This is a genomic window from Rhizobium leucaenae USDA 9039, from assembly GCF_000426285.1.
Lineage (GTDB): Bacteria > Pseudomonadota > Alphaproteobacteria > Rhizobiales > Rhizobiaceae > Rhizobium > Rhizobium leucaenae.
On the sequence record NZ_AUFB01000024.1, the window covers coordinates 1 to 12,424 of the forward strand.

Here is a 12,424-nt window from a genome sequence, read left to right on the forward strand (position 1 = left end):
CAAAGTCTCTTTCAAAGGATCCAAATCTCTTCAGATCCCGCAAGCTCCGCCGCCCACGTTTCTCTTTCTTCCATTCTTCAATTGTCAAATAACAGACCAGTCATCCCGGTCGAATACCGCTCCCTCAAGCCCAAGCACCTAAGCTCAGAACCACCAATCAGCATCGCAGCCAATCCAGGAAACTCTAGAGCGAGAGACTTCGTCGCCAGCAGCGCCGCCGCCCTCGTCAGTGATCGGGCTTATAGACCCCACACCCGAACATAGTCAACACCCTCACTGTAAAAATTCTGACATTTTTGTAACTAGCTGATTTTACTGGGGGATTTTCGCTGCGCCTGAGAAGAGCGCTTCGGTCCCCCGCAAACTCGGCAAAAAATTTTGTCCCATTGGTCAAAATTTCCGGCTTTTGGCGAAGGTAAGCCATTGCGGACCGGCAGGGATAATCGCGTTTCTGCGCTGCGAGGCCAATTCATGGTTAATGAACCCTTGCGGCCAGGGACGGTCCTTTAAGCCTTTTTATCTAAGCGAGGTCTCATAAAAACCAATATTTTACATGAGATTTCTGCTATAAAAGAAGGTGGGAGGACACCATGGAAACAACAAGACCAGAGAGCATCGTCGAAGTCAGCGTCGACAGCGCCACCGGACGGAGGGCGCTCGGCATCATGAATATGCGCCAGGCATTGGATCTGCCTGACCTGCCGAGCTTCACTTATACCCATCCGGATCCGCAAAAGGCCGCCGCAGGCATCGTCGTTAGCCGGGAGGAACTGAAGCGCTTCCTCACCCGTCATTGAGCGGTAACGCGACAGATGGCACAGATCGCGCACTTGCGCGCGAACCCTCGGCTATGCCCTAAATCAGGCGGCAACCCGACTGCTCGTTGCCAGCGGCAAAAGCACGATGGCATTGAGGCCGCCGCCATCGCGATCCTCCAGGCAAAGCGCGCCGTTGTGCGCATCGAGGATTTGCCGGACGATCGTCAGCCCCAAACCACTCCCACCGAGATCGCGATTACGCGATTCCTCCAGACGAACGAAGGGTTCGAGCACATCCTTGCGCCGCTCCATCGGAATGCTCGGGCCACGATCACCGATAATGATGGCGGCGTGATCGTCGCGGCACTCGATGTCAATATCGGCCCTGCCGCCATAACGCAGCGCATTGTCGATCAGATTGTCCAGCACCCGGGCCAGCGCCGTCTGTGGGATCGTCACCGCCAATTCTCTTCCGAGCGGTAACAGCGAGGCAATATCCGGTCTGTCCTGCCGCTCGGCGACAACAGCGCAAACAGCCGCATTGAGGTCGGCGATATCCCTTCCTCCGGAAACGACGGTGCTGCTGGCAAGGCCTAGCGCCTCTTCGACGAGGCGCTGCATGGCTTCGACATCGGCAATCGCGCGCTCGCGATGCGGCGTGTCCGGCATCATCTCCATGCGCAGACGGAAACGGGTGAGATAGGTTCTGAGGTCATGAGAGATCGCGCCCAATATCAGGGTGCGATTGTTGATCAAGGCGGCGATGCGCAATTGCATGCCGTTGATGGCGCGGATCAGGAGGCGCAGCTCACAGGCGCCCCGCTCCGGAATTTCGATGGGCTGCAAGCCCTTTCCAATGGAATTGACGGTGCGTGAAAGACGCGTCAGCGGCCGCGTCTCGCGCGCGACCGCGACGACGGCGATCACAGCGACCAGCACGCCCAAAAGTCCGGCCATGAAGCCCACCGGCACGCCGCGCAACCGCACTGTCGGGGTATCGGCCAAGCTGAAGATGGCAACCTTGCCGCCGGCAACGCCGATCGACACTTCGATGGTCCGGTCGGGAGCACCGACCGAAAACCAGCTTTGCGGCCGTTCCGGGAGCGAGCGCAGGCTGAAATAGCGATCTCCAAGCGCCATGTTGGCAAGCTCGCGAGCCAGTTTGCGGCCAAGCGTCGGATCGGCGGCATTATTTTGCGCGGGCGCCGTGGCATCGACCAGGCGCAGATCGAGACCCGTGGCGTTCAGCGCCCGCGCGGCCTGCTCCTGCGCCTCGGGCGGAATGGCATCGAGCAGGCGCACCGCCGACTTGACCTGCATCGCCGGCGATAGCTGGTGGCTGAGCGGCGAATCCGGTTTCAAACTGGCGGCAACGAAGGCGGCGAGCTGGATGACGAACAGTGCCACGGCGACGATCATGATGATGCGGGAAACGAGACCGAGTTTCAGCATGGTTCAGACATCCCTCACATCGACGGTCAGGAGATAGCCGGCATTGCGGACAGTGGTGATGACCTGCGCGCCGTCGGGCAAATAATGCGCAAGCTTAGTGCGCAGGCGCGAGACGGTCACGTCGATGGTGCGATCGAAGGGATCGGCACCGCGGCCGCGCGTCCAATCGAGCAATTGGTCGCGCGAGAGAACCCGGCGCGGTCGTTCCAGGAAGCAGACAAGCAGATCGAACTCAGCGGTCGTCAGACGCACCGGACCCTCGCCTTCGATCTCGATCGCCCTGCCGTCGAGATCGACGATGAGGCCCGCAAAACTCTTGCGCCGGCGCGGGCCGCAGCCTTCCTCCGGCCGTTCGGGACCGGAGCGGCGCAGGATGGCGCGGATACGCGCCAAGAGCTCGCGCGGGTTGAAAGGTTTGCCGAGATAATCGTCGGCACCCATTTCAAGGCCGAGAATGCGGTCGATATCATCGGACTTCGCCGTCAGCATCAGGATCGGCACTTGGCTGCGCGCCCGTATGCGGCGGCAGGCCGACAAGCCATCCTCGCCAGGCAGCATCAGATCGAGAATGATGAGATCGGGAAAACCCCTGACAAGTGCGCGATCCATGGCGGCAGCACTTTCGACCGCTTCGACGGCAAAACCCTCGCGGCTCAGGAACTCCTCCAGAAGCGCCCTAATTTCGCGGTCGTCCTCGACCAGAAGAAGCGATGCAGAAACCATGGCGCATCCATGCGAGGCGAAGGGCGGCTTTGACAACAAAGAAACGGCCGGCGTTACAAACTGTAACAAATTTCCGCTGTTCTGAAAAATTCCGGCAACAGACGCCATGCAGGTTCACCGCGACGGCCCCCCTTCGGAGCGGACGGCGACAGCTACCCCGGCATCGCCGCACTCGACCCATCGCCGCTCCGAGCCGCCGCAGGGCTTGCGTCGACAGGGCGCAAGCCCTGCCTGTCCTGTGTGTTTCCCTTGTTGCGATTTGCGTCGCGACGTTCCTCATGCGAATGGTTGGCCTGGTGCGAAGGATTGCCCTTGTCGGGCTGATGCCTGACCATCGGCAACACCAAGAACGAGGCTAAGGGTGATCCAAAGGCATGCACCGCAGAGATCAGGCAAAGCTTCAAAAGGCCGGCAGGAGGCAGAGGGCAAGCGTGTGACCCTGCCGCGGGCGCTGTCGAAGCTCGGCTATTGCTCACGCACCCAGGCGGAAGCGCTGATCGCTGCGGGCCGCGTTACAGTCGACGGCCGCAAAATCACCGATCCGGCCGCCTGGATCGATCTCGACCGGGCGCGGATTGCCGTCGATGGCGTCGAGATCGCAGCGGAAAAGCAGCTTTATTTCATGCTGAACAAGCCGCGCGGGCTGGTGACGACACGCGACGATCCCGAGGGCCGGCCGACGGTCTACGACTGTCTGAAAGATATCGACGCCCGGCATCTCGCGCCCGTCGGGCGGTTGGACAAGGCAAGCGAAGGATTGCTTCTCTTCACCAATGATACCGTGCTGGCGCAGGCGCTGCTCGATCCCGTCACTCATGTGAGCAAAATCTATCACGTCCAGGTCAACCGCATCATGGACCAGGAGCTCCTGAGCCGCATGGAACGCGGAATTATCGACGACGGTGAGCTTCTGACCGCCATCGCCGCCCGCCTGCTGCGCAGCGGCGACCGCAATGCCTGGATCGAGGTCGAGCTCAAGGAGGGGCGCAACCGGCAGATCCGGCGAATGCTGGAGGCGCTCGGCATCGAATGTCTGCGGCTGGTCCGCGTCTCCTTCGGCGACATCGCGCTCGGCGATCTTGCGAAAGGCGCGGTCCGGGCGCTGACGGAGGCTGAAATTCTCGGGCTTCGCCGCCGCGCGAGCATGGAAAAGAACGGACGAAATGGCCTGAAGGCGGGACGCAATGCAGCCTCATGATTTCTGGCAGGAGATCCATCCGCCGCATAGCTTTGACGCAAGCGGCGAATTCCACGATTTCTATGTGGCGGAACTTCCCGACGGACGGCAATTGCGCCTGCCGATCCGTGTGTTGGCCGATGGCAATCACGCGCTGGCCTCGCTGATTATCAATCAGGCGAGTTTTTCCGTGCAGGAGGCGCTGGCCGAAGCACTGGCCGCAGGCCTCGCCGCCCATGATGTCGATGTCGTCACCGGACTGCCGACGCTCGGGCTGACACTGGCAAGCGCGGTTGCCCGCGCGCTCGGCCATCAGCGTTACGCTCCGCTCGGCACCTCGCGAAAATTCTGGTATCGCGAGGATCTGTCGGTTGCTCTTTCCTCCATCACCACGCCGGACCAGGAGAAGCGGCTTTATATCGACCCGCGCATGCTTCCGCTCCTGCGAGGCAGGCGGGTTGCGCTGATCGACGACGTGATCTCGAGCGGTGCGTCGATCGTCTCCGGCCTGGAGCTCTTGGCCGCATGCGGCATCGAGCCTGTGGTGATCGGGGCCGCCATGCTGCAATCCGAACGCTGGCGCGAGCGGATCGATGCTACCGGTAAGGCATGGAGCGAGCGGATCATCGGTGTGTTTTCGACGCCGATCCTCGAACGGAGCGGAAGCGGCTGGCGGCAGAGGCCCGCCTGACGACAGTCCCGCGCCGGGGCTGTACAGAATCGGCAGGCTGGTTCATTCTGGGTCCAAGCGAATCTCCGGGGCCTGCCCATGACGTTCGAACAAGCATCCCTGCTGATCCTTCTTGGCCTGATGTTGGCGCTGTTTTGTCTTGACCGTTTCCGGATCGAGGTCATCTCGATCGCCGGAGTGCTTGCCGGATACGTGCTCGGCCTCTATCCGGCGGAGGGGGTGTTTTCCGGCCTGGCGAGTCCGGTCGTGATCACCGTGATCGAAATTCTGCTGATCGTTCAGGTTCTTTCGCGGGCGCAGCTTTTCGGCGCGCTGGCCGACCGACTGCTTGCCGCAGATCCGCCCTCCTTTGTGATCATCGGAGTGCTTTCCGGGCTGACGGCCTTTATCTCGATCTTCATGAACAATATCGGCGCCTATGCGATCGCGCTGCCGGTGGCACTGCGCATCGCCGACGTCACTGCCATTCCGCGGCGACAATTGCTGATCCCGATTTCGTTTTCGGCATTGCTCGGCGGATTGGTGTCGCTGATCGGCACGCCGGCCAACCTTCTGGTCAGCGACGCCCTGCTCAGGGCGACCGGACGCGGCTTCCACTTCTTCGATTTCGCCTATGTCGGCTTGCCGGTTGCCGTGGTCGGCGTGATTCTGATCGCGGCAACAGTCCCGCGCCTGTTTCCTAAATCGGGTGAGGAGGATGCAGCCCCCGGCCAGACCATAGACCGGCAGATGATCGCGGAACGCCGGATACCGCATGGTTCTCCCTTGGTCGGGCAGCGGCTGGCGGACTGCGGCCGGGCTTTCGGTATCCAGCCGCACGCGCTGATTCGCGGCAGCCGCTTCGCCTCCCCTGTCGAAGGCGCCGTGATCGAGGCGGGCGACATTCTGCTTGCCGAAGGACCGGACTTGCTGTTCGACAGGCTCTCGGCAAAGGGCGTGCTGATGCTCGAATCCCATCCCGATCCCTATGGATCCGACTTCGTTCGCAGCGAAGCGGTGGTCATGCCGCAAAGCACTTTGATCGGTTCACGCATCCAATCGCTGGAGGTTTTCCGCTCGCGGGGGGTTGCGATCACCGGGCTTTCCATGCGCTCGCCGCGCATCGACGGACGTTTCGACGATCTTACGCTTTCGATCGGCGATATCCTCAAGCTGGAAGGGCCAAAGCATGCCATTGCCGAGGCGCTGGAGGAGTGCGAATGCCTGCCGCTGGCGGCGAGCTACGACCATACGCCGCCGCTGCGGTCCTTCTGGCCGCTGCTGATTTTTGCCTGCGGCGTGCTTGCCGCCGCCACCGGCCTGCTGCGTCCGGAGATTGCCTTTGCAGGCGTTATTCTGGCGATGGCATTGTTGAATTTCATCAACCTGCGCGCCGCGATCGCCGATCTCAACTGGCCGATCATCATCATGCTGGCGGCGATGATCCCGCTCGGCACGGCTGTCGCGACATCGGGGACAGCGGAGACGCTTGCGGGCGGGCTCGGCACCGTCTTGCCGATCGAGCGGCCGGTTTTCGGCGTCGCACTCATCCTGTTTCTGGCGATGGTGATCACCCCTTTTGTCAACAACGCCACCGTCGCCATCGTGTTGACGCCGATCGCCTTCGAGCTGGCTGCGAAGGCGGGGCATTCGGCCAATGCCTATCTGATTGCGGTCGCGGCCGGCGCTTCGCTCGATTTCATCACGCCGTTCGGGCATCACAACAATACGCTGACCATGAGCATAGGCAGCTATCGTTTCACCGACTTCCAGCGCGCCGGCTGGCCGTTGACCATTGTCAGCTACGGGCTGGTGCTCGCATTGATCGGCTGGTTCTGGATTTGAGGGGCAACCATACTTACTGGATGACGATGATCCCCTCCCGAAAAGCGATTCCGATTTCTAGTATTATGCGCTAAGGGTCCAACCATGAAGCATCCGCCGGGCGGATGCACGAGCCTGCTGGTGACGATGTTGCGAATTCTTTCCGAAGCCCATTTTCCGGAACTGCCCAATTATTATCGCGGCAAGGTGCGCGAAAATTACGACCTGCCCGATGGCAGCCGCATCATCATCAGCACCGACCGGTTAAGCGCCTTCGACCGCATCCTCACCTGCATTCCATATAAAGGACAGGTGCTGACGCAGACGGCGCGCTACTGGTTCGAGGCAACAAAAGACATCTGCCCAAACCATGTCATCGCCTATCCCGATCCGAATGTCGTCGTCGGCAAGCGGCTGAACATCCTGCCGGTGGAGGTTGTCGTGCGCGGCTATCTTGCCGGCACGACCGGCACATCGATCCTGACGCTCTATAAAAAGGGTCAGCGCGAGATGTACGGCATTAGGTTGCCGGACGGCATGCGCGACAATCAGATCCTGCCGGAGCCGATCATTACGCCCACCAGCAAGGAATTCGACGGCGGCCACGACGAACCGTTGACGCCCACGCAGATCGTCGAGCGCGGATTACTGACGAAGGAGCAATGGCGGACGTTGTCGGATTACGCGCTGGCTCTGTTCGCGCGCGGTCAGGAGATGGCCCGCAAACGCGGACTGATCCTCGTCGACACCAAATATGAGTTCGGCACCGACGAAAACGGCAACATCCTTCTCGCCGACGAAATTCACACGCCGGACAGCAGCCGCTACTGGTTGGCCGACGGTTACCAAGAGAGCTTCGAAAAGGGTAAGCGCCCTGCAAGTTTCGACAAGGATTTCGTCCGTGCCTGGGTGAGCGAGCGGTGCGATCCCTATAAGGACGAGATACCCGAAATTCCGCTCGAGCTGATCGAACAGACTTCAAAGGTGTACATCCGCGCTTACGAAGCGATCACGGCTACGCCTTTCGTTCCCGACGACCGCGGTGCAACACCGCGCGACCGGGTTCGCGCAAGCCTCTCCCCCTATTTCCCATAAGGAAACGTCCGAATTGGTCATTCAGCCCGTGCAGCGCGCCGAATGACCGCCTCAGAGTTGCGCCGGATCTCGAATCCTTATCCACCTGCTGCTTTAGGTGGCAAGGCGAAGGGTATGTTTTTTGCAACACTTCATAATTTTTTTACCTGAACCCCCCTATTTGTCATGGTCCCACAGCTGTTCCGCCGCGAAAAATCGCAAAAGGCACTGTGCTATTGCAAACTTGTTGATAGATTGACGCCGAATGCTTCGGGTCGTTTGTTGGTATTGCGTAGACAGAAGCGCCTACACACATGGGGTCACGTTGACTCCGTAAGATAGTGACCATGTAAAATGAATTGTGGGATAATGTGATGGTATCCATTCGTACTGCCGCCCCCGCCCTGCTGCTTCTTCTGGCAGGTTGCGTCAGCGGCCCCGATCATAAGCCACCGGAAATGCCCCTCGCGGCCAAGTTCTCGGAGGGCGGTACGAAGGTCAACGGCGACGTCGCAGGTTCGCAATGGTGGACCGCCTTCGGCGACAGAAAGCTAAACGCCTTGGCTGAACAAGGTCTTGCTGAAAACCTCAATATCCAGCAGTCGCTGGAACGCATCAATCAGGCGCAGGCGCAGGTCGTCAGCGCTGCGGCCGGCGGAATGCCGAGCCTTCTCGTTTCAGGCAGCAACACGACCAGCGGCCAGAAGGGTAGCCTGCGCACGGAAACCGAAACGCGGAATACCACCGCCGGCGATGCCACGGCTTCGTGGCTGCTCGATCTGTGGGGTCAATACCGCCGCGCCAAGGAAAGCGCCAATGCATCGCTGGATGCGGCCTATTCCGCTGTCGACGTCGCTCGCCTGACCTATCTGCAGGATCTGGCAAACAGCTATGTCAATGTCCGCTACTATCAGGCTCGCGTCGCGATCGCCCGGGACAACCTGAAGTCTCGCCGCGAAACGCTTGAACTCACCAAGTTCCAGCTCGATGCCGGCGCCGCTTCCCGCCTCGACGTCGTCCAGGCTGAAGGTCTCGTCAATTCGACGCTTTCCGAAATTCCGGGTCTCGAAATCAGCTACCGTCAGGCCGTGCATCATATCGCAACCCTGCTGAACGTACCGTCGGCAACCATTATCGCCCAGTTGCAGGGCGGCGGTGGACAACCGGTATTCCGCGGACGCGTCAATACGGGCGTCCCGGCGGATCTCATCCGCAACCGGCCGGACATCCGCCAAGCTGAACGTAACCTTGCCGCTGCGACCGCTCAGATCGGCGTGGCGGAGGCTCAACTCTTTCCGACGATCACGCTCGGCGGTTCGATTTCGCCGTCCTATATCCATACGAAGTCCATCAGCGGCAGCCTGACAACCTGGTCGTTCGGCCCAAGCCTGTCGCTGCCGATCTTCGATGGCGGCGCGTTGCGCGCCAACGTGAAGAACGCCGAGTCGACAAGCCGCGAACAGTATATCGTCTGGAAGCAGACCGTGCTGTCGGCTGTCGAGCAGGTCGAAAATGCCCTATCAGCCGTCAGCCGTGATGCTCAGACGGTTGCCGCACTGCGGGCGCAGGTGAAGTCCTATCAGGAAGCTCTCGAACTCTCGACGGCAAGCTATAAGGACGGCGCCTCCTCGCTGCTCGACGTTCTCGACGCACAGCGCTCTGTTTCGAATGCGCAGGAAAGCCTCGCGCAGGCCGTCCAGCAAAGCGCCATCGACTACATCTCCTTGAACGTCGCGATCGGCGCTGGCTATGTTCCCGCCGAAAAGGCAATCGTTGCCGTAAAGCCGGCCAAGGTTATCAAGGTCGCCGACAAGAAGACCGTCAATTAAAGAGATCGCCCGGCTTCGTCGGGCGCTTTTCATACAAGCCGCCGCAGGCAACTGCGGCGGTTTTTCTTTGGCCGAAATAAAGGTGCCAAATTAAAAATGGCGCGCTCCGCTTTCGCAAAGCACGCCACCAAACGTCAAAAACAAAAAGGCCGGAGCAAGCCGGCCTTTCGTCATCCACCCTCACATCAATGCCAGTACATCCGTGGTCAAAGGGAAGGTGGAACTGCAGCCAGATTGATCGGGAAAGGTTAACACGAGATTAACACCGCTTCCGGAATCTCTAGGAAATGAATACGGCTCGCTTTGAAGCGCGCCGAGCGTTCCCCGCTGCATGACCGCAGCTCATATCGGGTGGCAAGGTGGCGATTTCAAGGCCGGTGAGATTATTCTTCCGCACTTATTACTGGAAGAAGCGGCAATTCGCTCACTAAAGCCATGGTAACCCTCAAGATAGTAAGTAGACCTGGCTAAAAATTAATACAAATTCTGCGGGTTTGCGCGCGTTCATTCAACCTGCATTCATGCAATTTCTTCTACAACCGCTGAAAAGATTGAGAGAATAGCGCCGGACCTAACCAAATCCTGCGACCGCGCTAACTTTCATCTTATCGAAACTGGAATCGGCACGCCGAGTCCGTAACCACATCGTATGCCCCTTGCCGGATATTTCAGGCAAACGGGTAAGAGCAATCGGCGCTGCCGCCGGTAAATCCTGCCGGCGACGCGCAAAGGAGAGCATTGATGAGACATAAGCTTCTTGCCGCAATTGCGCTGACCGCATTCATTGCGATACCGGCGATCGCGGAAGCCGCAGAGGGTTTTGCCACCGCCAACGTCAATATGAGGTCCGGCCCGAGCACGCAATATCCGGCGGTGACCATGATCCCCGTCGGCACGCCACTCGAAATCAACGGGTGCCTCAACGAAACGCCATGGTGCGACGTCTCCTTCTTCGGAGGCCGCGGCTGGGTCGCCGGGCAATACATCCAGGCAACCTATCAATCGCGCCGCATCTATGTCGGACCGCGATATTACCGGCCGCTCGGCATCCCGACCATCACCTTCAATTTAAACGATTACTGGGATCGCTATTATCGCGGCCGCGATTTTTACCGGGATCGTGATCGTTGGCGGCGAGGACCGGGTTGGGTCGACCGGCGTCCCGACCGCGGTTGGGACCGCGGGTCGGATTGGAATGATGGATCCGATAGCAACTGGAATCGCCGCCCCGACAGAAACCGTGACTGGGATCAACAGAACAATGATGACTGGCGCCGGCAACGGAACCGCAATCGCGACTGGGGCGGGCAGGACAATAACCAGGACTGGGGTCGACAGCAGCCGGACGACAATCAGGGTTGGGGCAACCGTCAGGACCGCCGGCGCGACAACAACCGTCAGGACGACCAGCAGCGCCGTCCCCAGCCGCAGCAACAACAGGCGCAGCCACAGCAGGTGCAGCCTCAGCAGGGGCAGAACAATCCTCGACCGAATGCCGGTTCGCCAGGTCCCTACAGCCCTGACCATGTCGATCCCTGCCCGGCAGCACAACCTGATTGCCGTATGACGCCAAGAGGCTTCAACCGGTAACACCGCCTTCATGGCAGCGAAATGATGAGGCCAGCGACTGACATCGCTGGCCTTTTGCATGTGCTCATCGGGATTTGGAAAATCTCGCCGTTCAGCGGGATGCGACGGAAAACCGAGAGTGACGATGTATGGGGGAACGCGCCTTCGGAGCTGCGCGGCGGCGCCGGCATTCGCCGGTTCAGGAGAATTGAGTGATCAGGCGGCGTCAAAGCGCCGCACTGCCTCAATGGGTCGTCAAATGCGCTTCGCGCATTGCCGAAATGAACATTTCACGGGCTTCTTCGGCCGATTTCCGTCCGTCGATCGCAGCTCGGCAAACGCTTCTCGCAGCCACATATTGCGGGCCGCGCCGATCTGGCCAGAGGTTAGCCATGCAATTGAGGGCCTCGGAAGGGCCGGTCACCATCTGAAAGCTGCCGTGAGCGAAACCGAACTCGATCGGGTTGCTCCATTTGATGTGTCGCATGAATACTCCTCCTCACGCGCTACGAAGTGCTTTGGATCGTCCTCCAAGACGGTCACACAACTCCACTATAACCTCAATCAGAGCATTCGAAAATATGGAACATTGCAAACACTTCCATAGAATCAAACCGATCCGAAGAGGGTAAATTCGCCAGCTGAATGAAGCAGTCGGCGAATTAGACATTTGCACGAAATGATAAAGATTTTAATGGCCGTAAAGTTCCTGCGTGACTGGAGCAAAGGCGTTTTCGTCCAAACGGGAAGATGTAGCAACCTCAAATTAAGGGAGTAAATCCTCGGCCGGTAGCAGAGAGGCCAATGGCCAATCGATGGTATTTCTACGCGAACGGCAAACGCTCACTTTTCGCGTGCAATACGTCTCGCGTCGTCGGCGGAGAAGCCGGCGCGGCGGGCGAGCCGCTCAAGGCCGAAAATCCGGTCAAGCTGGTCGATCAGCCATAATTCAAACCGTTTCCACATGATGAGGCCTCCCCGCGACGGCCAAGTGGTCGTGGCGGTTAAAGGTGAACGTCGCCTCCGGCCTCTCCGTCCGCTCTAGCGAAACAGCGGCGGCCTCTGCGCGTTCGACAGCAATTCCTGCTTGGTGGCGAAGTCGCCAAACAGCTTCTTCAGCCGGACTTCCTCCTCTTTGCAAATCCGATGGCGCCGCACGAAATCCTCGACACTCCAGACTTCGCGCAGCTTATTTTCACCGACTTTATCGAGGTTGATATGTGAACTCATTTGATCGCCCTCTTATTTTGTGATGAGACAATGCACCAGAAGAACAAAAGTTCCTTGAACAAACCCGTTGTGGATAGACGAATGCTGCCGCTGCGATCGGTTAAGGATGTTTTTAATC

12 protein-coding genes are annotated in these 12,424 nt (G+C 59.5%); 7 read left to right on the forward strand and 5 right to left on the reverse strand.

The window, feature by feature from the left end; translation table 11 throughout:
- Positions 1-590 precede the first annotated feature (590 nt).
- Complete coding sequence (locus tag K290_RS0126275) at positions 591-797, forward strand: hypothetical protein (protein WP_028754618.1); 207 nt, start codon at positions 591-593, stop codon at positions 795-797.
- 63 nt (positions 798-860) lie between these two features.
- Here the strand turns inward: K290_RS0126275 and K290_RS0126280 are convergent, their stop codons facing one another.
- Both K290_RS0126280 and K290_RS0126285 read right to left on the reverse strand, forming a co-directional pair.
- Positions 861-2,210: an ATP-binding protein gene (locus K290_RS0126280; protein WP_028754619.1), complete on the reverse strand. Its 1,350-nt coding sequence runs from the start codon at positions 2,208-2,210 to the stop codon at positions 861-863.
- A gap of 3 nt (positions 2,211-2,213) precedes the next feature.
- Positions 2,214-2,933 carry a response regulator gene (locus K290_RS0126285; protein WP_028754620.1) on the reverse strand — a complete coding sequence of 240 codons (720 nt, stop codon included), beginning with the start codon at positions 2,931-2,933 and terminating at the stop codon, positions 2,214-2,216.
- 361 nt (positions 2,934-3,294) lie between these two features.
- On the opposite strand from K290_RS0126285, the gene K290_RS0126295 reads away from it, so the two are divergent.
- The 6 genes from K290_RS0126295 (at position 3,295) to K290_RS0126320 (ending at position 11,097) form a co-directional block, all read left to right on the forward strand.
- Positions 3,295-4,131, forward strand: a complete 837-nt coding sequence (locus K290_RS0126295; protein WP_028754621.1) for a pseudouridine synthase — start codon at positions 3,295-3,297, stop codon at positions 4,129-4,131.
- Positions 4,118-4,801, forward strand: coding sequence for a phosphoribosyltransferase (locus K290_RS0126300; protein ID WP_028754622.1), 684 nt, complete (start codon positions 4,118-4,120; stop codon positions 4,799-4,801). The genes K290_RS0126295 and K290_RS0126300 overlap by 14 nt, the downstream gene beginning before the upstream one ends.
- Before the next feature lie 78 nt (positions 4,802-4,879).
- On the forward strand, positions 4,880-6,625 hold the full coding sequence (locus K290_RS0126305; protein WP_028754623.1) for an SLC13 family permease: 1,746 nt from the start codon (positions 4,880-4,882) through the stop codon (positions 6,623-6,625).
- Positions 6,626-6,754: 129 nt separating this feature from the next.
- On the forward strand, positions 6,755-7,699 hold the full coding sequence (locus K290_RS0126310; protein ID WP_028754624.1) for a phosphoribosylaminoimidazolesuccinocarboxamide synthase: 945 nt from the start codon (positions 6,755-6,757) through the stop codon (positions 7,697-7,699).
- Between the two features lie 353 nt (positions 7,700-8,052).
- Complete coding sequence (locus K290_RS0126315) at positions 8,053-9,507, forward strand: efflux transporter outer membrane subunit (RefSeq protein WP_028754625.1); 1,455 nt, start codon at positions 8,053-8,055, stop codon at positions 9,505-9,507.
- 741 nt (positions 9,508-10,248) lie between these two features.
- Positions 10,249-11,097, forward strand: coding sequence for an SH3 domain-containing protein (locus tag K290_RS0126320; protein WP_028754626.1), 849 nt, complete (start codon positions 10,249-10,251; stop codon positions 11,095-11,097).
- A gap of 223 nt (positions 11,098-11,320) precedes the next feature.
- On the opposite strand, the gene K290_RS0126330 is transcribed toward K290_RS0126320, so the two are convergent.
- From K290_RS0126330 to K290_RS0126340, 3 genes are all read right to left on the reverse strand, one after another.
- Positions 11,321-11,563: a DUF982 domain-containing protein gene (locus K290_RS0126330; RefSeq protein ID WP_028754627.1), complete on the reverse strand. Its 243-nt coding sequence runs from the start codon at positions 11,561-11,563 to the stop codon at positions 11,321-11,323.
- Positions 11,564-11,919: 356 nt separating this feature from the next.
- Complete coding sequence (locus K290_RS38775; RefSeq protein WP_280750491.1) at positions 11,920-12,042, reverse strand: hypothetical protein; 123 nt, start codon at positions 12,040-12,042, stop codon at positions 11,920-11,922.
- Positions 12,043-12,117: 75 nt separating this feature from the next.
- Positions 12,118-12,306 carry a hypothetical protein gene (locus K290_RS0126340; protein WP_028754628.1) on the reverse strand — a complete coding sequence of 63 codons (189 nt, stop codon included), beginning with the start codon at positions 12,304-12,306 and terminating at the stop codon, positions 12,118-12,120.
- Positions 12,307-12,424: the final 118 nt, after the last annotated feature.